We start from the raw sequence: 25,554 nt of genomic DNA on the forward strand, positions 1-25,554 counted from the left end.
CACTCCACCCGCCGCCGCATCGCCCTGTCCTTGCGCAAACTGCGCAACAAGACACTCGAAAACCCCTGGAAAAAACACGACAATATCCCGCTGTAGGCGGAGAAATGCGTCTGTCACAGCGTCTCAAGTGAGAGGAACCACCGTGTTCAAGAAGATCCTGATCGCGAACCGCGGCGAGATCGCCTGCCGCGTCATCAAGACCGCCCGCCGCATGGGCATCCAGACCGTCGCCGTCTATTCAGACGCGGACGCGCGCGCGCCGTTCGTGCAGATGGCCGACGAAGCCGTACATATCGGGCCCGCACCCGCGGCGCAGTCGTACCTGATCGCCGACAAGATCATCGCTGCTTGCAAGCAGACCGGCGCCGATGCGGTGCACCCGGGCTATGGCTTCCTCTCTGAGCGGACTTCGTTTGCTGAAGCGCTGGCGGCGGAAGGCATTGAATTCATCGGCCCTCCCGTCGGCGCGATCGCCGCAATGGGTGACAAGATCGAATCCAAGAAGCTGGCTAAGGCTGCCGGCGTCAACGTCGTCCCAGGCTTCGTGGGTGAGATCGAGGACACCGAGCACGCCGTCCGGATCTCGAACGAGATCGGCTATCCGGTTATGATGAAAGCTTCGGCCGGCGGCGGCGGCAAGGGCATGCGCCTGGCGTACGACGAGAAGGACGTGCGCGAAGGCTTCGAGGCGACCAAGCGTGAGGGTCTGAACTCGTTCGGCGACGATCGCGTCTTCATCGAGAAGTTCATCCTCAACCCGCGCCACATCGAAATCCAGATCCTGGGCGATAAGCATGGCAACATCCTCTATCTGAACGAGCGTGAATGCTCGATCCAGCGCCGCCACCAGAAGGTGGTGGAGGAAGCGCCATCGCCCTTCGTCACGCCCAAGATGCGCAAGGCCATGGGCGAGCAGTGCGTCGCCTTGTCACGCGCGGTGGGCTACTACTCGGCCGGTACGGTGGAACTGATCGTCTCGGGCGCCGACCCGACGGGCGAGAGCTTCTACTTCCTGGAAATGAACACCCGCCTGCAGGTGGAACACCCCGTCACCGAAGCGATCACGGCGATCGACTTGGTCGAGCAGATGATCCGGGTTGCGGCCGGCGAGAAGCTGGAGATTACGCAGGACGACGTGAAGATCGACGGTTGGGCGATCGAGAACCGTGTCTATGCGGAAGATCCCTATCGCGGCTTCCTGCCGTCCACGGGCCGCCTGGTGCGCTATCAGCCCCCGGTGGAAGGCTGGACGGATGACGGTGCGGCGAATGGCCGCCGTGGCATCGATGGCGTCCGCGTGGACGATGGCGTCTACGAAGGCGGCGAAGTCTCGATGTTCTACGACCCGATGATCGCGAAGCTGGTGACGTGGGGCGCGACGCGTGACGAAGCGGCGGACAAGCAAGTCGCCGCGCTCGATATGTTCGAGATCGAAGGCCTGGGCCATAACATAGATTTCGTCAGCGCGATCATGCAGCACCCGCGCTTCCGCTCGGGTGAACTGACCACCGGCTTCATCGCCGAAGAATATCCCGAGGGTTTCCACGGCGCGGCTGCGTCGGACGAAACCTTGGAGAAGATCGCCGCTGTCGCCGGTTTCATCGCCACCGCCCGTGCCGACCGTGCCCGCCGCGTGGACGGCCAGCTGGGCGTCCCGCTCGATCCTCCGGGCGAGTGGACCATCACCATCGGCAAGACCCCGTTCGAGGTGGTGATCGACGAAGACGAAGTGCTGGTGAACGGTCGCGCAGTTGAATTGGCGATGGAATACACGCCCGGCGAGCATCTCGTTACCGCCGAGATCGATGGCGAAATGCTGGGCCTGAAGGTCGCGCCCAGCCGGTCCGGGCTGACCATCACCACGCGTGGTGCGATCCACAAGCTGGGCGTATTGCCGACGCGTCTGGCCCCGCTCAGCCAGCACATGATCGAGAAGATTGCGCCCGATCTGTCCCGCTTCCTGATCTGCCCGATGCCGGGCCTGCTCGTCTCTCTGAACGTGGCCGAGGGCGACAAGGTGGAGGCAGGTCAGCCGCTTGCCGTGATCGAGGCGATGAAGATGGAAAACATCCTCCGCGCTGAAAAGTCAGGCACGGTCAAGGCCATCAACGCGACGGCAGGCCAAAGCCTGGCGGTGGATGCGGTGATCCTCGAACTGGAATAACGGAAAGAGGCATCAGGCGGCTGCAACAATGCGCCGCCTGATGCCGATCCAGTCGACGTATCAGATTGCCAGCAGCGAGACGTCGTCTTCGCGCGGAGCATCCGGTGTAAAATCGGGGAGGGGATCGAACCTCTCGTCGATCAACCGGGCTTCGGCCAGACCGATCAGCTTGAACTGCCCCAGTCGCGGGTCTTCGTCCGACCGCCAGGTCTTGCCTAGGTTCAGGGCGCTGATGAACAAATCGCCATGGCGCTGGAACAACAAGTGCGGCGCCAGCCGGATCGTCTCACGATTATACCGCGCTTCCACCACCTTGCGACTGGCGATGGCTTCCATCACGGTCAGCCGCACATCCTGGCCACCGCCATCTTGCGAGATTGAAGATTCTGCCTTTTGCATGGTGGCCGATATCCCGCATCGCCTCCGCTGACACAAGAGCGAAGACGGCGAATTCATAACCGCCGCCACCCGTGCACTTTCGCGAACCGATGGCGGCAGCCGTTCACGCCCCCATTGGGATCATGTTGGGGGCGCAAGTGTTTCTCTATGCCGGGAGGTTCCGCGCGCAATAGAGTGCGTTGCCCATCCGCATAGTCTATTTGCACCAAAACACCGGATAGGCCTTTTAAGACTAAACGAGACGCGAGGGCCATTTTACCAGGCGTGTTGCCGAACGAATGGGTTGTTTTGTCTTGGTACAAGACCACTAGATACACAGCGCAAAGATACCAGGAACGCTTTTCTCCAATACTAGTTAATCCCGATCAAGCGGTCGATCATTGCGACCGGGTGAAGGAGAACTGTTTGGACGTCAGGCAATGTCGGTGAAAGGATCGAACCGGGTCGCACCAGCGCCCGAGCCGAAAATTCGGTTTCGGTGCGTATCTTTCCTTTTCAATGCCGGCTTGCCGTGTGGCTGGTCCGCAAGACTGGCCCCTTGTCATCGTAGACGAAGCCGATGGCGGTCCGTTCGGGCCGCCTCCGTTCGCGATTGAGACATGCCAAATTGAACGATTTCACGCTGACAATGGAGAATCTCAATGAATGAGAACGAACTGCGCGGTGAAGCTCGCTATCTTGGTGGCAAGATTCAGAAGGCCGCCGGTGATGCCGTCGACAGCACGGATTGGCAGGTCGATGGCGTCGTAAAGCAAGTGTCCGGGGCGGCGGAGCACGCCTATGGCCGCGCTCGCGCTGTAGCCGAAGATGTCTTGGAAGGCGCACCCGCCCTTGCGGACGAGGCGCGCGAAAGGCTTCATGATGTGGCCGGACAAGCAGAGGATGCCGTACGTCGTGGCAGCGCGACTTTGACTGATAGCGTGCGCAGCGATCCTGCGATCTGGGCCGTTGCGGCGGGCGTGATCGGCTTGGCCGTCGGGTGGCTGATCCGTGGGAATCGGGTCTGAGCCTGGGCGGCTGATGTGGCTACTCCCCTGAAAAGTCTTCGCGAGACGGCGGACCTGCGGCATTTGCGCCAGATCATCGCCGGCCTCGACGAAGGGGTGATTCTGGTCGATCCAGATCAGAGCCTGCTCTGGGCCAATGACGCTGCTTTGCGAATGCACGGCGTTGAACGGCTTGAGGAGTTGGGTTCCGATGTCGATGCATATCGGCAGCGGTTCCAGCTGCGCTATCGTAATAATCATCGGCTGAAGGCTGACGATTATCCCATCGAGCGCGTGGTGGCAGGGGAGTCCTTCTCGGAGGTCGTCGTAGAGGTGACGGTCGCCGGTGAGGAAGAGGCGCGCTGGGTCCATCAGGTGCGCAGTCTGGTGTTGAACGACGGCGACGACGAGGAGCCGGCTTGCGTTGTCCTGGTCATCCAGGACGTCACCGCGCAATACAAGGCCGAGGATCGGTTCGAGCAATCCTTCAACGCTAATCCCGCACCGGCCATAATCTGTCGCTTGGCGGACCTGCGGTTCGTGAAGGTCAACCAGGGGTTCCTGGATATGACGGGCTATGTCCGCGATCAGGTCCTGTGCAAGACCGTGTACGATATCGATGTGCTGCGCGAGGCGGAGAGGCGCGATCTGGCGAAGGAACGGCTCGCGCAGGGCGGGACCATTCCGCAGATGGAAGCCGAACTCGAACTGCCGGATGGCGGGACCAAGCTTGTGATCGTGGCGGGCCAGCCGATCGATCTTTCCGAGCAGCCCTGCATCCTTTTCACGTTCGCCGACCTTGAGCCGCGTCGAAAGGCCGAGTCCGCGCTGCGTCATAGCGAAGAGCGGTTCACCCGAACCTTCCACGTCGCGCCGGTTCCGCTGGCGATTGGGTCGCGGGATGGGCATTTGCTGTGCGAGGTGAATGAGAGCTTCTCCGCTCTGAGTGGCTATGATTCCACGCAGATTATCGGCCGCTCGCTGACCGAGCTGGGGCTTTGGGCGAATGATGCCGTGGCCGAGCAGATCGAGCGGGCTGTCGAAGACGTCGGAGCGCTGCGAGGTCAGGAAGCTCGCATCCGCACGAAGGATGGCAGCTATGTCGACTGCCTCATATCTACCGAGACGTTCAATCTGGGCGGCGATGCCTGCCTCCTCTGGGCCTTCCAGGATATCACTCAGCGTAAGTCCACCGAGATGGAATTGGTCGAGGCGATCGAGGCGGTGATGAAAGACACCAGCTGGTTCAGCCGCTCGATCATGGACAAGCTGGCCAGGCTGCGCTCGCCACAGCCGGATGAGGGCGGCGCATCTCTCGATGACTTGACCGCGCGCGAGCGTGAAGTTTTGGCTCTGATTTGCCGAGGGTTGGATGACAAGCGCATCGCGCGCGAGTTGGATGTGTCGGCCAACACGGTGCGTAATCACGTGGCGCGCATTTATGCGAAGATCGGCGTCAACCGGCGAACCGCAGCGGCGGCGTGGGCGCGCGCGCGGGGATTCGACGATGGCGGCGTGATCGCCGCGTTGCGGACCAAGGACGCCATCTCATGAGTGACGCGAGCAAAAAACCAGACGATCGCAAATCGGTGACTTCGACCAGTCCCGATTCACTCCCTGGTGATGCCGAGGCAGCCGAACGTCAGGCAAAGAAGGCCAAGGCTTCGGTTCGCGAAGCCATCGGCAAGCTCATCGGTGACGACGCCGAAGTCGAGCAGGGGCAGGCGGACCAGAAGGCCGTTGCCTCCAACAGTTCCAAAATCAAAAAGCAGCAGGAGTGAATATGGCGACGATAGTGACAGCAGAGGCGGTCCCAGTGGATCGCGATCTTTATGGAAAGGGCCGTACGCGGCTATCGTGGGGCGCGGCGTTTGCGGGCGTTGTGATCGCCGTGGCCGTGCAACTGGTCCTAGGCATCCTGGGCACAGGCATCGGCTTGTCCATGGTCGATCCCGTGGAAGGCACGACGCCCGGCGCGACCGGCTTCGGCATCGGGGCAGGCATTTACTGGCTGATCACCACCATCCTCGCGCTGGGCCTTGGCGGTTACGCCGCCGCTCGCGTTTCGGGCGTGACTGAACGCTTCGACGCGCTGGTCCACGGTCTTGTCGTCTGGGGCGTAACGCTGATCCTGACGCTTTACCTGCTGACATCGGCGGTGGGCGGCATCATCGGCGGCGCGTTCCGCACGGTTGGCGCGGTCGCGGGAGCGGCCGGCAGCACGGTGGGCGCGGCCGCTCCCAAGGCGGCGGAGATCGCCGGGATCGACAATGGCGACGTCCGTCAGGAAGCTGCCAAGTATTTGTCCGATGCTCCATCCGATCCGGCCCAGATGACGCCGGAGCAGGCTCAGGCGGAGATCGCCAAGCAGCTTCCCGCGCTCGCGCGTGGTGGTGCCGAAGGTGCGCAGGCTGAAGGTCGCATCGTCGACATCGTGGCGGCACAGCGCAAGATCAGCCGTCCTGAAGCTCAGGCACAGGTCGATCGCGCCAAGGCGGACTTCGTGAAGGCAAAGAACGATACGGTGCAAACTGCCAAGTCCGCTGCGGACAGCGCGGCCGGCGCTGCTGCCGGTACCTCGTTCGTGATCGTGCTGGCGCTGGTCATCGGTGCCGCTGCCTCTGCCTTCGGCGCGGCAGCCGGTGCCCGTCGACGCGCCTACTGAGGTACGTGGGAGGCGTGTCGCAAGCTGGCGCGCCTCCCGGAAGTCAAACGATGGAGAATACCATGAAGAAGTCTCTGGTGATAGCGATGACCATCACGGTCCTCTCGCTAAGCGCCTGCAACACGGTCAACGGTGCCGGCAAGGACATGCGATCGGCCGGCAAGGCTGTTTCCGAGGCGTCTGGCGAAAACAAGAAGTAAGACGTCGCACCGCGAGCCGCCGGCTATGTCGGCGGTTCGCGCCTGCAACGATTAGCTCCAACGGATAATTTAGCTGATTGCGACCGATGCCAGGGCGATGACTTTTTGCCGTTCAAGCGTTATATGACCGGGCGGCGTGCGTTCTGATCGTGCAGCCCCTTGGAAGGTAAGCATTTTCGATGCAGTTCGAGAACCCGACGCCCGTCGCCTTGTCTGACGATGACCGCGCCTCGGTTCTGGCAAGCTTCGAAATCAGTGATTGGGCGGACGATCCACGCCTTAAGGCCATAACGGATTTCGCCGCGACGTTGTGCAATACACCCGTGGCCCTGGTAAGCTTCGTGGAGACGCGCCGCCAGTGGTTCGCCGCGCGTACTGGCCTCGACACAACAGAAACCCCACGCGAACTTTCTTTTTGCGCGCATGCGATGATGGGCACCGATATCATGGTGGTGCCCGATGCCACGCATGATGCGCGCTTCCGCAATAACGCTCTGGTAATTGGTGAGCCTAACATCCGGTTCTACGCCGGCGCACCGCTTGTGACAGAGGCCGGCATCCCACTGGGCGCATTATGTGTGATCGATAGCAAGCCGCGCGCCGACTTGTCCGACATGCAGCGGCAGGGCCTTTCGGTTCTGGCCGCGAACGTCGTTTCATTGCTCTCCATGCGGCGTGACAATGTGCAGGCAACACGCGTTCTCGATGAAACCGAGGCGCGTTTCCGGGTATTGGCCGATGCGATGCCACAGATGGTCTGGTCCACCCGGCCAGATGGTTATCACGACTATTATAATGCGCGCTGGTACGAATTTACCGGTATGCCGGCGGGGACCACCGATGGCGAAGGATGGAACGATATGTTTCATCCGGACGACCAGGAGCGCGCCTGGACGCTGTGGCGCCACTCCCTGCAAACCGGCGATCCGTATGAAATCGAATATCGGTTGCGCCACAGGTCCGGGCAGTACCGCTGGACACTGGGCCGCGCGCTGCCGATCCGGCTTGAAGATGGCAAGATCGCCCGCTGGTTCGGCACGTGTACGGACATCCACGACAGCAAGATGCTGCAACATCAGGCAGAGATCGTCTCGCAGGAACTCAGCCATCGGATCAAGAACATCTTCTCGATCATCAGCGGGCTCATATCGCTGACGGTGCGGTCTCACCCCGGAATGGCGGAGGGCGGCGAAGCTTTGCGCAGTCGTGTTCTTGCCTTGGGCCGTGCGCACAACTTGATCAGTTCCGGCACGCATCTGAAAAGCGCGGTCGCGGGCTATACCAGCTTGCGCAGCTTACTGGATGAACTCCTCGCGCCATATCTGGAAACGGCAGGGGGACGGATCCAGATCAATGGCGAAGACCTGCGTGTGGACGATCGTTCCGCCACGCCGTTGGCTCTGCTGTTCCATGAGTTGGCGACCAACGCCGCCAAGTATGGTGCGCTTTCGCAAGAGGAGGGATCCCTTGCCATAGGGTTTCAGCAGCAGGGCGAAAATTTTGCGATCACCTGGCGGGAATCCGGTGTGCAAGGTGTACAGCCACCGCGCGCCGAGGGCTTCGGCAGCAAACTGGTGGACCTGAGTATCGTCAGGCAGTTGGACGGCGTGATCGAGCGCGCGTGGCCATCCGATGGCCTGGACATGCGCGTCAGCATCCCCGTCACATCCCTCATTCGCTAAGGCGCATCACCTAGCAGGTCGAGGGCGTCACCCCGGCAACAGGATTGATGCCGGGCCCGGACGTGTCGCGGCTATCGCGCACCAGCATGGTGGCGGTCTCGGTGATCGGTCCGGTCGGCACGAACCTGGAGGTAATGATGGGCTGGTATTGATAGCCGATCTGCACAAATATGGCCGGGATGCCGGGCAGCGCCGTGACTTTGCCCCCGGTCGGACCCATTCCGGTGAACGATCCTTTGTTCGTCTTCTTGCCATCCCCTTCGACGCCGTAACTTGATGGGTAGGCTAGTGATCCGTAGCAGCGTTGCCAGTGAATATATTGGCCCTTCGGCGGGTCTTCATCCACTTCCAGGCTGGAAAGGATGATCCGACCGTTTCGCTGGAAATCCATGCCGGTGGCCTGAAGGTTGGCACCTTGGAACAGGTCATTCACCTGCTTTTCGTTGACCTGGGTCTGGACAGAAGTCTGCGTGCCGATCCGCGTAGCGTTGTCAGCCACTTGCAGGGCAAGCTGGCTGACTTGCTGGCGCACCATCACGAAGTTGGTGAGTTCGATACCGGCGCTGATCATCAGCAGAAGAAGGGGCAGGCAGATCGCAAATTCGGTTATTGCGATACCGGATTGATCCTGCACGAATGTGCTCTGCAATCGTAATCGCTCCAGCACTTTAGGTATCATGAGCATTTTCCGGTGGGCGGATCAGCCTGCTGGTCGTTCGGCTGATTGCGCAGAAGGGTCTTGGCCACCAGTTCAACCTTGCGGTCCGACGTCAAAAGCGCCGCTATAGGCAGATGGTCATACGAGATGGTCGCTGTCAGCAAGACGACATCCTTGGCACCGCCGCGGCCGTCCGCGGCACTATCCTGGTCCCATGTGCCGTTGCGATTGCTGTCGACGAAGCTCTCACCATTATCGCATTTGCCGTTGTGATTGCCGTCCTGGAATTCCTCCGGCGAGCCCACGTCGCCGTAATTTTGATAGGCTTTAGAGACCATGTTGACCGTGGCACCCGGCGCGATCTCTCTTACCGCGTTCTGCAACCGGGAAAGTATCGCGGCCTGGCGGACATCCGCGGCTGCATCTTCCAGAGACGTGTCTCTTGCGGCCTTTTGCAATTGCCCCACCGCGATCGCGCGAACGGAGGCCGTATGGTACAAGTCCAGCCCACCCAATACCAGGAGCAGGAAGACGGGCGCAACCAAGGCGAATTCGACCCCGGCGTTGCCGTGGCTGTCATGCCGCCAAGCCATCCATCGCCGTCTCACTTGGTTAGCCGCAGTTGTGCGATCTTCGCTGCGATTTCGGCGAAGGTCTGATTTAGCTGATCCGAGTTGTCGGCCTGGAAAGCGCGACCATCGGACGCACAATTCTCAAGCAGCGGTGTCAGGCTTGTGCCAAAGGCGATGACCCAGACGGTGATGCCCTTCTGGTTTTTGGCGATGCTGCAGTACTGGCTGAGCCGGCTCTCGACGATGTTGTTCTGATCATTATCGGACGGGAGCAGGAGCGAATTCGTCCGCCGCCTGTCCAGCGCGGAGAGGCCATAGGCGTCGTAAGCCTGAAAGTGCGTTTCGGTATCGCCATCCGTCATGAAGATGATGTTGCGGCCGATCGAACTGCCGTTCGGAGCCGAAGCATTATCCGCCGCGAACAACCCCTCGCGCGAGATCAACCGAAGTCCCCACAGGAAGCCGATATCGTGATACGTCCACCCGCGCGTGGCCAGCCCGTTAAGATACGAAGTCAGCGCGCCCGACGTCATCCCGTTTTCGCTGCTCGTCAACCTGCGCGCCGCGCTGGGGCAGGCGTTGTACAGCGAACTGGGTGAAGACAGCCGAACGTAATCGGTGGACGTGCTGACGGCATCGCTGCGCCATCCGGTGGGTGTGCCGCTATAGTTGGTTACGGCGCGCGCAAAGACGATGGACGGGATGAACGGCCGCCATTGCGTATCGGGATTGGTGGGCACCGGCACGCTATCGATGTCCATGTCCCACGCCGTGCCGGTTTCCAGCGGACGCAACGTCTTTCGCTCTTCGATACATGCGTTTGAAGAGTTCCAGGTGAAGTTCTGGTTCGTGGCTTTCGTTGGATCTGCATTATTGGGATTGTTGACCGGAAAGCCGACCGTTCCGCCAGCCATCAGGCCGTTTGCGGCTGTGCCTTTGTAGCCCCGGACGTCGAAGGGAAACTGATCATAGATCCAATAATTCCTCTTGGTATAAGTCGGCTGCCCCTTGTTGGGGTTGTCGACTTCATCCTGAGTCTGTTGCTGGTTTGTCGTGGGGTAACTGTTTTTCGTGATGACACACTGACCACTGGAATTGATCCCGGCAGAATAGGTGTCTCCCCCATATGTCCGATAATTGACCCGAGATTTGGGTACCGCTGACCCCGACCAGGAAGAACTTGATGTGTTCGTAGCTCTGGCGGTGTTGGCGGGAGCCACGCAGTTTTCAGGGTCGCCATAGCTGGTCGTTACCGTCGGCGTAATGGCCGGCAACCAAGTCCCGTAGGTGGTGGTGGTATTACCCTGCTTCCCGGTTTGTTCTTCCTTCTGGCCGTCGAACTTCCGGGATTGATAATACGCGGTATCAACCATCCAGTCCCGTTTCAGCAGCATGCCGACGTTCACGGTGTTGGAATATGGCACGAATCCATAGCGTACTTGTGTGCCGGATATCTTCGCGCCTTCCAGCGTGTTATAGAAATTCGTAACCGCCGTTTTCAGCGCTGCAATCTTACTCATCGAGTCGCCGGGATTTGTATCAGTCATCGAACCGGTCGTATCCAGCACGAACATAACGTCGGTATTGGGAAGCTGAAGCTGGGCGTCACACGTTACCTGAATGGTGACGTTTTCATTACCGAAAAGCTTCAGCAGCGTCATCGGCGCGACAACTGAGGCGATGCCATGAACGACCACGTTGGCGTCCACTGTCGGTTCAGGGAAGCTGGGGTTCGAAGTGCCGTAACGTCCTGGCGTATAGTTGGCATTGAAGTAGGCCAGCGCAGTGGGATAAGTTTTCCCCGCCACGACATTCGTGCCCTGCATCGTGCGCCGATAAGCCAGCACACCCGAATCGCAGGCCTGCTGCAGCCTGTTCTTGACCAGATAGCTGCGGCCCATGTCCAGCGCGCCGCCGCCTACGGCCAGGAAAACCAGCACGCTGGCGGCCGAAAGGAACATGATGTTCCCTCGGCGATCGCCGCGCAGCTTTTTCAGCGATGCCCTCATGATTTTTCTTCCCAAACGGTATCGGGATTTTACTTAGGTCGTATTGCCTAATTTCTCGTTTACGATGATCGTGTGAGGAGCCTGGAAACTGTACCGATGAGAGGGGCGTTAAAGGTGAACACATAGGCCCGGTCAGCGCGTGCGGAGATTTTGCGGATTATCAGCAGCTTTCTACCAAACAGATTACAACGCATCGTCGTTGACCCTGCTATGTTTTCCTCTCACCAAACCTGGCACCCAGCGTAGAAGAAGCACTCTTTCATGACCTCCTTGGCCGCACTACCGATCGATTTCGAAAACCTCTTCACGCACTCCCCCAATCCGTATGTGCTGGTCGATGACGCGCTTCAGATCGCATGGATGAACAACGCCTACCTGCTGACGACGCACCGTAGTCGAGAGGCGATCCTTGGCCTGCCTTTGCTAGAGGCCTTTCCGAGCGACCCGGAGTCAGAAAGCTATCGATTGCTCACTCAGTCGCTGCAGCGGGTTCTGGACAGCCGGGTTACCGATGAAATTGCGCTGATCCGCTATGACATTCAGGATCGAGAGGGGCGGATGGAGCAGCGCTATTGGAGCGCCACGCACACTCCAATGCTTAATGCAGAGGGCAAGGTTGCCTACATCCTCCAGCATACTGTCGACGTGACCGAGCTGCAAAACCTGCGTCGCTTGCGGGATGAGAGTGGCCTCGTGCAACGGGCGAACGCAGTTCAGGCCCGCAATACCAATCTCAGCGCCGAAACCGGACGCCTGCGCAAGCTGTTCGAGCAAGCTCCAGGCTTTATCGCCGTGCTGGAGGGTCCCAACCATATTTTCCAGCTGACCAATGCCGCGTATCGCGAGATCATGGGCGGTCGTGACTTGTTGGGCATGCCTTTGGCACACGCGGTGCCCGAGGCGGTTGACCAAGGATTTGTGGCCCTGTTGGATAACGTCTTGTCGACCGGCGACGCCTATGTCGGCCGATCTGCCAGTTTCCGCTTGGCGCAAGGGGAAGAGCCGGGCCGGCAACGCTTCCTGGACTTCGTGTATCAGCCGATCGTCGGGGAGGACGGAGCGATTACCGGCGTCTTCGTGCAAGGCCATGACGTGACCGAGGAAGCGTCGCTGTTGCGGCGGCAGGAATTGCTGATCAACGAGTTGAATCACCGGGTAAAGAACAACCTTGCGATCGTGCAGGGCCTGGCCGCGCAATCGTTCCGGGCGATTGATCCCGCAGGTGATGCAAGGCTGGTATTCGATAGCCGCCTGAAAGCGCTTGCTGCCGCGCATGATATGCTGACGGAACGGGCGTGGGAGCCGACGTCCTTGCGCCAGACGATCGAACGCACGATTGCCGCCGCTGCCGGGGAAGACGCCGAGCGCGTCGATTTGGAGGGCCCCATGGTTCCGTTGGAGCCGCAGCACGCCGTCGCGCTGGCGATGGCCGTGCATGAGCTCAGCACCAACGCCATCAAGTACGGCGCGCTTTCTAACGAAGTCGGACGCGTTACAGTGACCTGGCATCATGACGATGAGGGGATGCTGGTGATCGATTGGACCGAGCGGGGTGGCCCCCTTGTCGCTGTGCCCAGTCGCAAAGGTTTCGGCACGCGGCTGATCGAGCGAGGTCTTTCTGCCGAAGTGGATGGCCGGGCTAAAATCGATTTTCCGTCCGATGGCGTGCATTGTCGGTTTACGATCAATCTGCCCGCCCGATCGAGTTAAACCCATCGTCGCCGCAGGGCGCTTCGGCGTTTGCCGCGTGATCGTCGCAACTATTCGCTTGGTAAAAACCTTCTCTCACATAGGCGCGATTGTCCGCGCTTGTAGGCAAGGAGAGAGCGATGTCCGGTGGCGGTGAATTGGAGCCCCAAGATTCGCGTAAAGTCGTTGGGACCAAAGGCGACCCGAACAAGACATGGCGTGAGGAAGAAGATTCGACCGCGAAGCGCGGCGAGTATGAACCGGTTGATAGCCGCAACGTGACGGGTCAGGCCTCCAGCACACCGGATCGTTGGCAGAACGTGGATCGGCGCCCGCCGCAGGCTGACGGTCAGCCCGCGGACGATATCGATCCCGCTATAGACCCCGACGAACGACCGCCGGCGTAAGAGGTCATTGCCGCCGCGCCGATCGCGTGAGCCACTCCGATAGGGCTAGCGCGACGAGGGAAAGGGCGACCGCGATCAGCGCGAGGCGCGTCACCGCGTTCTCTCCGCCCGGCAATTGGAGGGCGCTATAGATCGCCAGCGGAATGGTTCGTGTCTCGCCTGGAATGTTCGAAACGAACGTGATCGTTGCGCCGAATTCGCCCAGTGATCTGGCAAAGCCTAGCACGGTTCCGGCCAGCAAACCGGGCGTCGCTAACGGCAGCGTGATCGTCCAAAAGGTGTGCCCTCGCGAAGCCCCGAGTGTGCGAGCAGCCCCTTCGAGGCGACGGTCCACGTTTTCGATTGAGATGCGCATCGTGCGCACCATCAGCGGAAGCGCCATGATCGCTGCCGCCAGGGCTGCACCTGTCCAGCGAAACATCAACGACACGCCCAGCCATCGGGCTAGCGGCCCGCCGATCCACCCGTTGTTTCCGAATGCCAGGAGAAGCAACCACCCCGTGACTACGGGCGGCAGCACCAGCGGCAGGTGGACAAGAGCGTCGATCAGCAGTTTGCCGGGGATACGCGTGCGGGCCAAGAGCCAGGCCAAGCCAAAGGCGATGGGCAGCATCAGCACGATCGCGACCGCACTGATTTTGAGGGATAGGGCGATGATGCCCCATTCCGCTGGGCTGAGCATGCCTGTCCTAACCCTGCGATCGCATCATATATCCTGCCGTATATGGGAGCAGATCGGCATCGCCAAGCCCGGCCTTAGCCGCCGCTATCCTTCACCGTCTCCATGGCGACGAAAGTCGAGGTGCTGGCGACGTGGGGAAGGGTGGATATCTTCTCGCCTAAGACCATCCGATAGCGGCGGATGTCTGACGTACGGACCTTCAGCAGATAGTCGAAGCTGCTGGCGATCATGTGGCATTCCTCCACTTCCGGGATGCGGCGCACCGCCTCGTTGAACTGACGCAGCGCCGCCTCGCGGGTGTCAGAGAGTTTCACTTCAGCGAATGCGATGTGATCCAGCCCCAGCTTGGCGAGATCGACCACGGCGGTGAAGCCCCGGATAACCCCGGCCTCCATCAAGCGCCGCATTCGTACCTGGCAGGGCGTCTTCGAAAGTCCGATCCGCTGCGCCAGATCAGTGACTGCGATGCGACCGTCACTTTGCAGCACGGCGATGATCTTGCGGTCGAAGTCATCCAGGTCGATCACGGACGGTGCCCCTCTTGGCAATATGACTGAGGAATGCGTAATCCAATTCCACAAGACCTACAAAGATACATTGAATAGGGCAACATGATCTATCGTTTCATCGTGAAAGGGCACATTGCCTCAAACCAATCGCTTATATTGGTGTGATGACCCAGACTGCTCCTTTCGCCGACTTTGCTCCACCGGCCTCGCTGCCATCGCCGCTGCGCGCTGCGATTACCGCCGCGTATCGAATGCCCGAACAAGCAGCGCTAAGTCCCCTGCTGGACGCCGCCACCTTGCCCAGCATTACGACAGAGGCGATCCGACGCACTTCGACGGAGCTGGTCACGCGTTTGCGTTCTCAGCGGAAGGCGGGCCCGGTAGAGGGTCTTGTGCAGGAGTACTCGCTATCGAGCGAGGAGGGCGTCGCCCTCATGTGCCTGGCCGAAGCTTTGCTGCGGATCCCGGATAACGACACCCGTGATGCCCTGATTCGCGACAAGATCGCCGAGGGAAATTGGGCGGCGCATCTGGGTGGTGGGAAGCCGTTGTTCGTCAACGCCGCCACTTGGGGCCTCGTGGTGACCGGCAAACTGGTCGGCAGCGTCGACGACCGTGGGCTGGGGGCGGCGCTGACCCGCCTGGTCGCAAGGGCGGGTGAGCCGGTGATCCGACGCGGCGTGGATCTTGCCATGCGGATGATGGGTGAGCAGTTCGTCACCGGCGAAACCATCGGCGAAGCGCTGAAGCGCGCGACAGCGTTGGAAGCACGCGGCTTCCGCTACAGCTACGACATGCTGGGCGAAGCGGCGATGACTTCTGCCGACGCGGCCCGCTATTACCGCGATTACGAGCAGGCGATCCGCGCGATCGGCTCGGCTGCCCAGGGGCGCGGCGTTTATGAAGGGCCGGGCATTTCCATCAAGCTGTCCGCACTCCACCCCCGTTACGTTCGGGCGCAAGTCGATCGAGTGCAAGCCGAATTGCTCCCGCGCGTCCGGACGCTGGCGCTGATGGCGAAGTCCTTCGACATCGGCTTCAATATCGATGCAGAAGAGGCCGATCGACTGGAACTGTCCCTCGATCTGCTGGAAAGCCTGGCGCTCGATCCGGAACTTGCCGGTTGGGATGGCCTGGGCTTCGTGGTGCAGGCCTATGGCAAGCGCTGCCCCTTCGTGATCGACTGGATCATCGATCTGGCGCGCCGTGCCGATCGCCGCATCATGGTCAGGCTGGTGAAAGGCGCTTACTGGGACGCAGAGATCAAGCGCACCCAGGTAGACGGGCTGGCGGATTTCCCGGTTTACACGCGCAAGCTTCATACGGACGTCGCCTACATCGCCTGCGCCCGTAAGTTGCTGGCGGCAAAGGACGCAGTGTTCCCGCAATTCGCCACGCACAATGCGCAGACCCTGGCGACGATCTACCATCTCGCCGGCCCGGATTTTGCGTTGGGACAGTACGAATTCCAGTGCCTGCATGGTATGGGCGAGGCATTGTACGAGCAGGTCGTAGGGGCGGCTGAGACCGGCAAGCTGGGACGGCCCTGCCGCATTTACGCACCGGTCGGCACGCATGAGACGCTGCTGGCCTACCTTGTCCGTCGCCTGCTTGAGAATGGTGCGAATTCTTCGTTCGTAAACCGCATCGCCGACCCGGAAGTGCCGGTAGAGGCGTTGACCGCCGATCCCGCGCAGCTTGTCCGCACGATGCCGCAGCCGGGCGCTTCGCACGACCTGATCGCCCTGCCGCGCGATCTTTACCCCGATCGTGAGAACTCCGCCGGGATCGACCTGAGCAACGAGGGTGCGCTGGCGGACCTGTCATTGGCCCTGGCGCAGAGTGCCGAACTGCCGTGGGTTGCGGCTCCGGCTAGCGCCTTGACCGGCTCCCGGGGAATTCGGAACCCGGCGGATCACGATGATGTCGTCGGTCATGTGACAGAGGCGACTGTGGATCAGGCGCGGGAAGCGGCGCAGATCGCTGCCAGATCGCGGTGGAGCGAGGTCCCCGTCGCCGAGCGCGCTGCGATTTTGGAGCGGTGCGCGGATGCCATGCAGGCGCGGATGGCCGTTCTGATGGGCCTTGCGATCCGGGAAGCGGGCAAGTCCGCCGCCAACGCCATCGCCGAAGTGCGGGAGGCGATCGATTTCCTGCGCTATTATGCGGCCCAGGCCCGAAAGGCGGAGAGCGCGCCCGCACAGCCACTGGGGCCAGTGACCTGCATCAGTCCTTGGAACTTCCCGCTGGCGATCTTCACCGGGCAGGTCGCCGCCGCACTTGTTGCCGGAAATCCCGTGCTGGCAAAGCCTGCGGAGGAGACGCCGCTGATCGCTGCCGAAGCGGTCCGACTGCTGCATGAGGCCGGGGTGCCGCACGATGCGCTGCAACTCCTGCCCGGCGATGGCGAGATCGGTGCCGCTCTGGTGGCCGCACCTGAGACGATGGCGGTGATGTTCACCGGCTCCACCGAGGTGGCGCGGATGATCCAGGGCCAGCTTTCCACCAGGCTTGCTCCCGATGGCAGCCCCATTCCGCTGATCGCGGAGACAGGCGGCCAGAATGCGATGATCGTCGATTCCTCCGCGTTGGCCGAACAGGTCGTGGCGGACGTGATAGCCTCCGCGTTCGACAGCGCCGGTCAGCGGTGCTCGGCGCTACGGATTCTGTGCCTGCAGGAAGATTGCGCGGATCGCGTGCTGACGATGCTGAAGGGCGCATTGGCCGAGCTTCGCGTGGGCAACCCCACGCATCTGGCAACGGACATCGGCCCGGTCATCTCGGCCGAAGCGCGCGAAACGATTGACCGTCATGTCGAGGGTATGACGGCGCGTGGCCATCGCGTGGAACGGTCAGCCCTGCCCGAGCAAGCGCAAAACGGCACTTTCGTCGCGCCCACGATCATCGAGATCGATGCGATCTCCGATGTAGGACGAGAGGTTTTCGGGCCCGTGCTTCACGTCCTGCGCTGGAAGCGGGATGATCTGGACGCCTTGATCGATCAGATCAACGCCACCGGTTATGGCCTGACGTTCGGTCTGCATACCCGACTGGATCAAACGGTCGCGCATGTGACGCAGCGGGTGAAGGCGGGCAATCTTTACGTCAATCGCAACGTCATCGGCGCGATCGTGGGCGTGCAGCCGTTTGGGGGGCGTGGTCTTTCCGGAACGGGCCCCAAGGCGGGCGGCCCGCTTTATCTGCGCCGTCTGGGCTCGCCTGGAGATGCGACCGCCGGAACGGATGGGCCGGTGCCCCCGGCGCTGCAGGCCTTCGTCGCCTGGCTGGAGGCAAACGGGGATAGCCGGGGCGCTCAACTTGCTCGGCAATATGCCGGCAGGAATAGACCCGGCCTCGAGACCACGCTGCCCGGCCCGGTGGGCGAGCGTAACCTCTACGCCCAACACCCGCGTGGGAACGTGCTGCTGATGCCGGCCACGCGTGACGGCATGCTGTCGCAAATGGCGGCCGTCCTCGCGAGCGGCAATCGCGCCACGATCGATGGCATGACGCTGCCAGCGGGGTTGCCGAAATCGATAGCCGACCTGTTCGCCGGGAATGAAACCTCCCCCGCCGCGATCCTGGCGGAAGGCGAACGCGTGGCCGAGGCGAACCGCAAGGCGGCGCATATGGACGGCGCGATCGTGCCGGTCCATGCGGCCGATGCCGGGGGGCTATGGCCTACGGACTGGTTGTTGGAAGAAGTCTCCACCTCGGTGAACACGACCGCGGCGGGTGGAAACGCCAGCCTGATGATGATCGGCTGAGGGCCGCGTCAGCCGCGGCTGACGTTGTCGTAGACGCGATCGAGGTAGCCTTGCAGCGCCTCTAGCTCTTCGTCGCTGAAGCCCTTGAACATTCGTTTCTCGGTGTGGCTGGCGATGGTGGAGAGGTTTTCCATCAAGGGTTCAGCCGCCGCCGTCAGATAGACGGCGCGGGCGCGGCGATCGTCGTGCCGCGCTCTTCTCTCTAAAAGTCCGTCAGCGCAAAGCCTGTCGATCAGCCGCCCGGCCGACGCTTCCGAAGTCTCCAGAGCGTCGGCGATCGTGCGCTGGGTGCAGCCGGGCAGGCGCGAGACCACGGCGATCATCGTCCATTGCGAGCGCGTGACGCCCAGAACGGAGACATCCCTGTCGAAGATGCTGCGGACTAGCCTGGCAATCACCGTCAGCCGCAAGTTGATATGGCGTTTGGGCTCTGCCAGCTCTTCCGGCGTAAGCTCGATGCGGCCTGATGCGATCGGGTCCTTGATCTCGGAATGCCCGGGACGGCTATCTTGCGGCATCAGACGAGGACTTCAGAGCGGGAGGCAACCGGCAAGCGATCGGACGGTGCGATGATGGCCGATGCCAATACGGGTCTCCTGCGCTTATGGCGCCGAACCCTGGCGCAAACGCAGGTTCGACGATGGGGGCGATCCGACCGTGGCACAACCGGATCGATTTGGGGCTACCAGTATATCCGCAGCCATCCCCAGACTGCAACCCGCACTTCGCCGATCGATATAGGGCTTTGCCTTATCAGCGCCTTTCCGGTTCCGCGCCCGCTGGCGTTGCGGTCGACGCATCTCCGCCCAGGACTCGATAGAGCGTCACTCTATTGCTGGCGAGCGCCAAGCGTGTCGCAATCTCGGAACGTTGGGCGCTGTAAAGGCTGCGTTGCGCGTCCAGGCTGGAGAGGAATGCATCCACGCCATAGCGATAGCGGGCTTCGCTCAAGCGCGCGGTATCCGCCGCCGCCGCCGTGTTCGCGCCAGCAGCGCGCAGTCGCTCACCCAGCGTGCCTTGATCGGCCAGAGCATCCGCCACTTCGCGAAAAGCGGACTGCACGGCCCGCTCGTATGAGGCGAGCGCGGCATCGCGCCGTGCCTTGCTGACCTCGACATCGGCGATGCGGCCACCGGCGTTGAAGATATTGTACGACGCATTGGCGCCGGCCGACCAATTGAAAGCGCCGCCGCTGAACAGCGACGATAGCGCGTCGCTGGCCACGCCCAGCAAGCCGGTCAGCGAGATCGATGGAAACAACTGCGCCCGCGCCACGCCAATATCGGCACTAGTGGCGCGCAATTCGTACTCCGCCTGCACCACGTCGGGCCGCCGCAGCAGGACTTGTGAGTTGGTACCAGCGGGTAGCGTGCCATAGGCCGCCAATACCTCGGAAATGCTCGCCGGTAGCAGCGCCTCGCTGAATTCCGCGCCGATCAGCAGGCGCATGACGTTGGCGTCCTGCGCCAAAGCGGCCCGCTGCTGAGCCAGATCGCCGCGCGCGGTTTCAAGGACTTGTTCGGCTTGGCGCAAGTCGGTGCGCGGGGCGACCCCGCCGCGCAGCCGCAGCCGCGTGAGATCGACGCTGCGTTGCGCGTTCTTGGCCGTCGCTTCGGCCAGTTGAAGCAGGTCACGGTCTGAACCGTAAGCCGCCCATGCCTGCGCCAGATCGGCGACCAGGCCCAGGCGGACTGTGCGTGCCGCCGCCTCAGTGGCAAGAGCGGTTTCCCGCTGCGATTGCGTGGCGTTGGCGTACTTACCGAAGAAATCCAGTTCGAAGCTGGAGATGCCGCCCTGCAGGCGATAGTTCCAGCCGGTGCCGTTGCCGTTGCCGCCAACGATGGTGCCGCCGTTGTTGCCGCCAGTACCGCCAGTGCCGCCACCAACATTACCGCCGCTGCCTGTTCCGCCGGTGCCTGGGATTAGCGTGCCCGAGCCATTGCCACGATCCGAGTACGTCGCGGAACCGGTGGCGTTGAGCGAGGGGAATTGGTCCGCGCGAATCACGCGGACTTGTGCGCGGGCGGCGGCCAGATTGGCGGCGGCAACCCTGATATCGCGATTGTTCGCCAGCGCCTGGGTGATGAGCTGCTGGAGCCGGGAATCACGGAAGATCTCGGCATAAGAAATCACCGGCAGACCGGCTTCAGTTTGCGCGAGATAAGCATCGCCCACGGGCCAGCCTTGAGAAACTGGCGGCGTGGGCGTGACGTACTTGGGCGCGAGCGAGCAGGCGCTCAGCGCCAGCGCGGAGGCGGCGGCGATGAGGCCGCGTGGCGCGATCATGCCGGCTCTCCTGCTTCTTCAGAGTGACCGTGCTTGTTGCGCCGCATCCGATCGCGCAGAGCGACGACGCCATCGCGAACGCCGCGGCGCACCAGGACGAAGAACAACGGGATGTAGAACAGCGCCAGAATCGTCGCGGTCAGCATGCCGCCCACGACTGCGGTGCCGATGGCCACGCGGCTGTTCGCGCCCGCACCGGTGGCCAAGGCTAGGGGCAGCACACCGAAAATGAAGGCGAAGCTGGTCATCAGGATCGGCCGCAACCGAATCCGCGCGGCCTCGACCGCAGCGTCGATCACGCGCTTGCCATCGCGCTCCGCCTGTTCGGCGAATTCGATCATTAGGATGGCGTTCTTGGCGGCGAGGCCCATCGTGGTGAGCAGGCCGATCTGCAGATAGACGTCGTTCTCCAGCCCGCGCAGTGTCACCGCGAAGATCGCACCGACCAGCCCGAGCGGAATGACCAGCAACACTGCCACCGGGATCGACCAGCTTTCGTACAATGCAGCCAGGCATAGGAAGACGACCAGCAGCGAAAGGCCATAAAGCAGCGGGCCTTGGCCCGAACTCAAGCGCTCCTGAAACGACTGTCCCGCCCAGGCGACGGACGTGCCGGGGATCTTTCCGGCCAGTTCCTGCATGATGTCCATCGCCGTTCCCGAACTGACGCCGGGCGCAGCCTGGCCGCTGAACTCGTAAGAGGGGATGCCGTTGAAGCGCGAGGTCGTGCTGGGAACGGTGGACCACCCGGTCTGAGCAAAGGCGGAGAACGGTGACATGGCACCGCTGTTGGTGCGCACATACCACTGGGCAAGGTCTTCCGGCTTGGCGCGATAGGGCGCATCGCCCTGGACATACACCCGCTTCACGCGGCCCTTGTCGATGAAGTCATTCACGTAGACGCCGCCCCAAGCGGTCGCCAGCGTGTCGTTCACGGTGCTGGGGTTCACGCCATAGGCAGTGACGCGCTGGGGATCGACCTTGATCGAAAGGGTCGACACATCCGGCAAGTCGCTCAGCCGCACACCGCTCAGCCGTTCGTCCGCTGTGGCCAGTTCCAGCAGCTTGTCCCGCGCTGCCGCGAACTTTTCCCGGCTCATGCCGCTGTTGTTCTGCAATTCCAGAGTGAAGCCGGAGGATTGCCCCAGGCCTCGCACCGCGCCCGGCACCAGTGCGAAGACCTGTGCGTTGCGCAGCACCGAAAGCGAGCGGGAGGCGCGCTGCACGATGGCGTCCGCGCCGTTCTCCTCCCCGGGGCGGTCTTCCCAGTTGCGCAGTTTGACGAAGCCCTGGCCGGTATTCTGCCCCGCCGCGCCCTGGCCACCGCCCGCCACCGTGAAGATGCTCTCCACGTTGTTCTTTTCCTTGGTCTGGAAGTATTGCTCTACTGATCGCTGCACCTCCTGCGTGCGCCCCAGCACCGTACCTGCCGGCAGGCGGAACTGTACGATAGTGGTGCCTTGATCCTCGGTCGGCAGGAAGCCGCTGGGCAGGCGCAGGAACAGGATCGCCATGATCGCCACGATGGCGGCGTAGATCGCCAGGAACAGCCATTTGCGATCGACCACGCGCGTCACGGAATTGGCGTAGCTGTTGCTCATCCGCTCAAAACCGCGATTGAAGGCATCGCTGAAACGGACCAGGCGATCACCCACGGCCGGGAAGCGGCGGCGCAGGAAGCCGGGCTTCTTCTCCTCGGTCTTGGCTTTCAGCAACATCGTCGTCAGCGCGGGGCTGAGGATAAGCGCCACCAGCACCGACAGGATCATGGCGGTGATGATCGTCAGCGAGAACTGGCGATAGATCACGCCGGTCGATCCGCCGAAGAAAGCCATCGGCAGGAACACGGCGGACAGCACCAGCGCGATGGCGATCAGCGCGACTTGCAGCTCGTCCATCGATCGCATGGTGGCATCGCGCGGGCTCATGCCCGGATTCTCTTCCATCAGCCGCTCGACATTCTCGACGACGACGATGGCGTCATCGACAAGCAGGCCGATGGCGAGGACCAAGCCGAAAAGCGTCAGCGTGTTGATCGAGAAACCGACCACGTAGAACACCGCGAACGTACCAAGCAGCACCACCGGCACGGCGATCGTGGGAATGAGCGTGGCGCGCCAGCTTTGCAGGAAGACGAACATCACGATCACGACCAGGGCGATGGCCTCGATCAGCGCCTTTTCCACCTCCTCCACCGACAGCTTGATGAAGTCGGTCGTATCGCTGACGTAGATGTACTTCAGCCCCTCGGGCATGTCGCGTGTCAGCTCTTTCACCCGCGCTTTGATAGCTGCCGATGTGCGAAGCGCATCCGCGCCGGGAGACAAAGATATCGAGATACCCGCGCCCGGGTGCCCATTTACGCGGCTGACCACCGCGTAACTTTCCGCGCCGATCTCCACCCGCGCCACGTCGCCGACCGTCACGGTGGAGCCGTCGCTCTGCGTTTTCAGCACGATCGCGCGGAACTGCTCGGGTGTCTGCAAGCGCGACTGCGCCGTGACAGTGGCGTTGAGGGCCTGTTCCTGCGGAGAGGGTGTGCCACCCACTTCACCGGCGGCGACCTCGGTATTTTGCGCCCGGATGGCGGTGACGACATCGCTGGGCATCAAGGCAACGGCGGCCAGCTTGCGCGGGTCGAGCCAAATGCGCATCGCGTGCGGCGCGCCAAACACATTGACGTCGCCCACCCCGGTCACGCGCGAAAGCGGGTCCTGGATGTTGGAGGCAAGATAGTCCGACACGTCCTGGTTGGAACGGGTGTCGGTCTCGTCATACACGGCAACGAGCAGCAGTTGATCCGGGTTGGACTTGCTGACGCGCACGCCTTGCTGTTGCACCTGTTGGGGCAGGCGGGCGATCGCGCTCTGGATCTGGTTCTGCACCTGGACCTGGGCAATGTCCGGATCGGTGCCCTTGGCGAACGTGGCGCTGATGGTGGCGCGGCCACGATTGGACGACTGCGAGCTGAAATACAGCAGACCGTCGATCCCGGTCAGCGATTGCTCCAGCACCTGAGTGACGCTGTTCTCGATCGCCTCGGCCTGAGCGCCGGGATACGTCGCGGAGATGTTGACTTGGACCGGGGCGATATCGGGGTATTGCTGATTGGGCAGCGCCGTCAGCGCGCCGGCCCCGGCGAGCATGACGATCACCGCCAGCACCCAGGCGAAGATCGGTCTGTCGATGAAAATCCGGGACATTAGTTCGTCAGCTGCCCTGCTTAGGCGCTGCGCCCTGGCCCTTACCGCGCCCACCTGCACCACCGCCGCCGGGTGGAGCCTTGGTCGGGTCCTGCGGCGTGTTGGCAGGTACCGGCACGATAGGCGCGCCTTGCTTCAGGCCATTGAGGCCTTGGACGATCACCTTGTCGCCGCGGGCAAGGCCGGATGTGACCACCCACGACGCGCCGTAGGTTCGCGCCGTCACCACCTTGCGCCGCGCGGCCTTGTTGTCCTTGCCCACCAGCATTACGAAGGCGGACCCATCGAAATCACGCTGGACTGCCTGTTGAGGCACCAGGAACGCGTTGGTCTCGATCGCCTGGTTGAACATGGCGTTCACGAAAGTACCAGGCAGCAGGATGCCGCTGGGATTGGGGAATCGCGCTCGCAGGGTGACGGTGCCGGTGTCCTGATTGACGGTGACTTCGGAGAACTGGACGGTGCCGGGCAGGGGGTAATCGCTGCCATCTTCGAACTTCAGCGTGACTTGCGTGCTGCCCGCGTCGACGCCGCCGGTGCGCAGCTTGCGCCGTAGCGTGGTGAGGTCCGCCGCGGATTGCTGCATGTCCACGAACATCGGGTCGGTGCGCTGGATGATGGCGAGCGGCGTGGTCTGGCCCATGCTGGCAAGGCCGCCGACCGTGACCAGCGCGCGGCCGATGCGGCCGCTGATTGGTGCGGGAACGGTGGTGAAGCGCAAGTTGACGCGCGCCGTTTCCAGCGCCGCTGCATTTTGGGCGATCGATGCCCGCGCCACGCGCGCCTGGGCGGCGGCGTCGGTGTAATCCTGCGCGGCGACGGCTTCCATATCGGCCAGCGGCTTATAGCGGCGGGCCTTGGCGATGGCGGCATCGGCGGTGGCTCGCGCGCTGGCGAGATTGGCCTGCGCCTGGTTCACGCTGGCGCGGTAAAGGCTGGGATCGACCTGGAACAGCGGCTGCCCGGCCTGGACATAGCTGCCCTCTGTGAACAGGCGACGTTGAATCACGCCGGCCACCTGCGGGCGCACTTCGCTGGTTTCGAAGGCGACGGTCCGCCCGCCCAGCGTCACCGGTTGCGGCACCTCGCTGGGGCTGGCGACAACGAAGCCGACTTTGGGCGGCGGGCGCTGACCTTTGCCTTCTTCCGACTTTCCGCAACCAGAAAGCAAGGCGGCGCATAACAGCGTGAGTGCGGGAAATGCAGAACGGGCCGGATGCCGAAAAGCGCCCGGGGTCTGGCTCGGTAACGTCAAATGCATAGCCCTGGAGGTCGTGATGCCCCTGCTATTCAACTGAAAGGTCCGCGCTGCAAGCCATCATGTCGCGATCGCGACATTTTGCGACTGAATTAGCCTTGCAGGGCAAATCGCGATTTGCCGGGAACTAAAGGTAGGCTTTGAAATTAGCGATGAATTGTGGTGCCCGGGGACGGAATCGAACATCGGAATAATTGCCTAGCTATTCCAAAGAGCTAGTGAAAGCCGATCGTCCTCTTGTACCGTCATAGATACCGTTACGTGCGCACGGTGCCTATTAAATGCCCAGATTTAATCGCTTTTTCCCTAGAATAAACGGCCGTAGGGGCAATGCCGTTCTTCTAAGCGCTGACACTGGGCACTCTTATCCTGCGCCTGCCGCTTTGGCGTATCACTCCATACGTGTGGATGGGCGTAC

Annotated in this window: 20 protein-coding genes; 10 read left to right on the plus strand and 10 right to left on the minus strand. The window is 62.1% G+C overall.

Translation table 11 applies throughout. The features are described 5' to 3' along the window. Window positions 1-142 precede the first annotated feature (142 nt). Window positions 143-2,164: an ATP-binding protein gene (locus GGR39_RS16060; protein WP_183618648.1), complete on the plus strand. Its 2,022-nt coding sequence runs from the start codon at window positions 143-145 to the stop codon at window positions 2,162-2,164. A gap of 60 nt (window positions 2,165-2,224) precedes the next feature. On the opposite strand, the gene GGR39_RS16065 is transcribed toward GGR39_RS16060, so the two are convergent. Continuing rightward, window positions 2,225-2,563 (minus strand): WYL domain-containing protein, encoded by a 339-nt coding sequence (locus GGR39_RS16065; RefSeq protein ID WP_246388903.1) that lies wholly within the window; start codon window positions 2,561-2,563, stop codon window positions 2,225-2,227. Window positions 2,564-3,204: 641 nt separating this feature from the next. Between GGR39_RS16065 and GGR39_RS16070 the strand changes: the two genes are divergently transcribed. The 6 genes from GGR39_RS16070 to GGR39_RS16095 all read left to right on the plus strand — a co-directional run bounded on the left by GGR39_RS16070 (window position 3,205) and on the right by GGR39_RS16095 (window position 8,096). Next, the gene (locus GGR39_RS16070; RefSeq protein WP_183618650.1) at window positions 3,205-3,570 is read left to right on the plus strand and encodes a CsbD family protein; all 366 of its coding nucleotides are present in this window, start codon (window positions 3,205-3,207) and stop codon (window positions 3,568-3,570) included. 15 nt (window positions 3,571-3,585) lie between these two features. Then, window positions 3,586-5,103, plus strand: coding sequence for a PAS domain S-box protein (locus tag GGR39_RS16075; protein WP_343055915.1), 1,518 nt, complete (start codon window positions 3,586-3,588; stop codon window positions 5,101-5,103). Beyond that, entirely contained in the window at window positions 5,100-5,330 is a 231-nt protein-coding gene (locus tag GGR39_RS16080) for a hypothetical protein (protein WP_183618652.1), read from the plus strand. Before GGR39_RS16075 ends, GGR39_RS16080 begins: the two co-directional genes overlap by 4 nt. Window positions 5,331-5,332: 2 nt before the next feature. Continuing rightward, entirely contained in the window at window positions 5,333-6,214 is an 882-nt protein-coding gene (locus GGR39_RS16085) for a hypothetical protein (protein ID WP_058735325.1), read from the plus strand. Window positions 6,215-6,276: 62 nt separating this feature from the next. Beyond that, a complete protein-coding gene (locus GGR39_RS16090; protein ID WP_183618654.1) occupies window positions 6,277-6,414 on the plus strand; it encodes an entericidin A/B family lipoprotein in 138 nt (45 codons plus the stop codon). 179 nt (window positions 6,415-6,593) lie between these two features. After that, entirely contained in the window at window positions 6,594-8,096 is a 1,503-nt protein-coding gene (locus GGR39_RS16095; RefSeq protein ID WP_183618656.1) for a sensor histidine kinase, read from the plus strand. 10 nt (window positions 8,097-8,106) lie between these two features. Here GGR39_RS16095 and GGR39_RS16100 read toward each other — a convergent pair whose 3' ends face one another. Genes GGR39_RS16100 through GGR39_RS16110 form a run of 3 tightly spaced genes read right to left on the minus strand, consistent with a single transcriptional unit; the run spans window position 8,107 to window position 11,287 of the window. Continuing rightward, a complete protein-coding gene (locus tag GGR39_RS16100) occupies window positions 8,107-8,763 on the minus strand; it encodes a TadE/TadG family type IV pilus assembly protein (protein ID WP_343055916.1) in 657 nt (218 codons plus the stop codon). 8 nt (window positions 8,764-8,771) lie between these two features. Continuing rightward, window positions 8,772-9,347, minus strand: a complete 576-nt coding sequence (locus GGR39_RS16105; RefSeq protein ID WP_058735316.1) for a TadE/TadG family type IV pilus assembly protein — start codon at window positions 9,345-9,347, stop codon at window positions 8,772-8,774. Window positions 9,348-9,358: 11 nt separating this feature from the next. Then, window positions 9,359-11,287, minus strand: a complete 1,929-nt coding sequence (locus GGR39_RS16110; protein WP_183618658.1) for a pilus assembly protein TadG-related protein — start codon at window positions 11,285-11,287, stop codon at window positions 9,359-9,361. Window positions 11,288-11,596: 309 nt separating this feature from the next. Here GGR39_RS16110 and GGR39_RS16115 point away from each other — a divergent pair, with 309 nt between their 5' ends. After that, window positions 11,597-13,045, plus strand: a complete 1,449-nt coding sequence (locus GGR39_RS16115; RefSeq protein ID WP_183618666.1) for a sensor histidine kinase — start codon at window positions 11,597-11,599, stop codon at window positions 13,043-13,045. Window positions 13,046-13,164: 119 nt separating this feature from the next. Further along, complete coding sequence (locus GGR39_RS16120) at window positions 13,165-13,431, plus strand: hypothetical protein (protein WP_183618668.1); 267 nt, start codon at window positions 13,165-13,167, stop codon at window positions 13,429-13,431. Between the two features lie 4 nt (window positions 13,432-13,435). Here GGR39_RS16120 and modB read toward each other — a convergent pair whose 3' ends face one another. Next, window positions 13,436-14,113, minus strand: coding sequence for a molybdate ABC transporter permease subunit (modB, locus tag GGR39_RS16125; RefSeq protein ID WP_183618670.1), 678 nt, complete (start codon window positions 14,111-14,113; stop codon window positions 13,436-13,438). A gap of 74 nt (window positions 14,114-14,187) precedes the next feature. Beyond that, window positions 14,188-14,640, minus strand: coding sequence for an Lrp/AsnC family transcriptional regulator (locus tag GGR39_RS16130; RefSeq protein WP_183618673.1), 453 nt, complete (start codon window positions 14,638-14,640; stop codon window positions 14,188-14,190). 146 nt (window positions 14,641-14,786) lie between these two features. Here GGR39_RS16130 and putA point away from each other — a divergent pair, with 146 nt between their 5' ends. Next, complete coding sequence (gene putA, locus GGR39_RS16135; protein ID WP_183618681.1) at window positions 14,787-18,389, plus strand: trifunctional transcriptional regulator/proline dehydrogenase/L-glutamate gamma-semialdehyde dehydrogenase; 3,603 nt, start codon at window positions 14,787-14,789, stop codon at window positions 18,387-18,389. An 8-nt stretch (window positions 18,390-18,397) separates the two neighbouring features. Here the strand turns inward: putA and GGR39_RS16140 are convergent, their stop codons facing one another. From GGR39_RS16140 to GGR39_RS16155, 4 genes are all read right to left on the minus strand, one after another. Continuing rightward, window positions 18,398-18,907 carry a MarR family winged helix-turn-helix transcriptional regulator gene (locus GGR39_RS16140; protein ID WP_183618683.1) on the minus strand — a complete coding sequence of 170 codons (510 nt, stop codon included), beginning with the start codon at window positions 18,905-18,907 and terminating at the stop codon, window positions 18,398-18,400. 235 nt (window positions 18,908-19,142) lie between these two features. After that, window positions 19,143-20,675 carry an efflux transporter outer membrane subunit gene (locus tag GGR39_RS16145; protein ID WP_183618684.1) on the minus strand — a complete coding sequence of 511 codons (1,533 nt, stop codon included), beginning with the start codon at window positions 20,673-20,675 and terminating at the stop codon, window positions 19,143-19,145. Beyond that, window positions 20,672-23,878 carry a multidrug efflux RND transporter permease subunit gene (locus tag GGR39_RS16150; protein ID WP_183618685.1) on the minus strand — a complete coding sequence of 1,069 codons (3,207 nt, stop codon included), beginning with the start codon at window positions 23,876-23,878 and terminating at the stop codon, window positions 20,672-20,674. The genes GGR39_RS16145 and GGR39_RS16150 overlap by 4 nt, the downstream gene beginning before the upstream one ends. A 7-nt stretch (window positions 23,879-23,885) precedes the next feature. Then, window positions 23,886-25,133, minus strand: a complete 1,248-nt coding sequence (locus GGR39_RS16155; protein ID WP_425490609.1) for an efflux RND transporter periplasmic adaptor subunit — start codon at window positions 25,131-25,133, stop codon at window positions 23,886-23,888. Window positions 25,134-25,554: the final 421 nt, after the last annotated feature.

Source organism: Novosphingobium fluoreni (assembly GCF_014196615.1).
Classification (GTDB): Bacteria; Pseudomonadota; Alphaproteobacteria; order Sphingomonadales; family Sphingomonadaceae; genus Novosphingobium; species Novosphingobium fluoreni.

What these genes read in the sequence shown, in the direction of transcription:
- GGR39_RS16065 (WP_246388903.1), bottom strand. Translation starts at nt 2,563, where the DNA reads ATGCAAAAGGCAGAATCTTCAATCTCGCAAGATGGCGGTGGCCAGGAT.
- GGR39_RS16070 (WP_183618650.1), top strand. Translation starts at nt 3,205, where the DNA reads ATGAATGAGAACGAACTGCGCGGTGAAGCTCGCTATCTTGGTGGCAAG.
- GGR39_RS16080 (WP_183618652.1), top strand. Translation starts at nt 5,100, where the DNA reads ATGAGTGACGCGAGCAAAAAACCAGACGATCGCAAATCGGTGACTTCG.
- GGR39_RS16085 (WP_058735325.1), top strand. Translation starts at nt 5,333, where the DNA reads ATGGCGACGATAGTGACAGCAGAGGCGGTCCCAGTGGATCGCGATCTT.
- GGR39_RS16090 (WP_183618654.1), top strand. Translation starts at nt 6,277, where the DNA reads ATGAAGAAGTCTCTGGTGATAGCGATGACCATCACGGTCCTCTCGCTA.
- GGR39_RS16095 (WP_183618656.1), top strand. Translation starts at nt 6,594, where the DNA reads ATGCAGTTCGAGAACCCGACGCCCGTCGCCTTGTCTGACGATGACCGC.
- GGR39_RS16105 (WP_058735316.1), bottom strand. Translation starts at nt 9,347, where the DNA reads ATGGCTTGGCGGCATGACAGCCACGGCAACGCCGGGGTCGAATTCGCC.
- GGR39_RS16110 (WP_183618658.1), bottom strand. Translation starts at nt 11,287, where the DNA reads ATGTTCCTTTCGGCCGCCAGCGTGCTGGTTTTCCTGGCCGTAGGCGGC.
- GGR39_RS16115 (WP_183618666.1), top strand. Translation starts at nt 11,597, where the DNA reads ATGACCTCCTTGGCCGCACTACCGATCGATTTCGAAAACCTCTTCACG.
- GGR39_RS16120 (WP_183618668.1), top strand. Translation starts at nt 13,165, where the DNA reads ATGTCCGGTGGCGGTGAATTGGAGCCCCAAGATTCGCGTAAAGTCGTT.
- modB (WP_183618670.1), bottom strand. Translation starts at nt 14,113, where the DNA reads ATGCTCAGCCCAGCGGAATGGGGCATCATCGCCCTATCCCTCAAAATC.
- putA (WP_183618681.1), top strand. Translation starts at nt 14,787, where the DNA reads ATGACCCAGACTGCTCCTTTCGCCGACTTTGCTCCACCGGCCTCGCTG.
- GGR39_RS16140 (WP_183618683.1), bottom strand. Translation starts at nt 18,907, where the DNA reads ATGCCGCAAGATAGCCGTCCCGGGCATTCCGAGATCAAGGACCCGATC.
- GGR39_RS16145 (WP_183618684.1), bottom strand. Translation starts at nt 20,675, where the DNA reads ATGATCGCGCCACGCGGCCTCATCGCCGCCGCCTCCGCGCTGGCGCTG.
- GGR39_RS16150 (WP_183618685.1), bottom strand. Translation starts at nt 23,878, where the DNA reads ATGTCCCGGATTTTCATCGACAGACCGATCTTCGCCTGGGTGCTGGCG.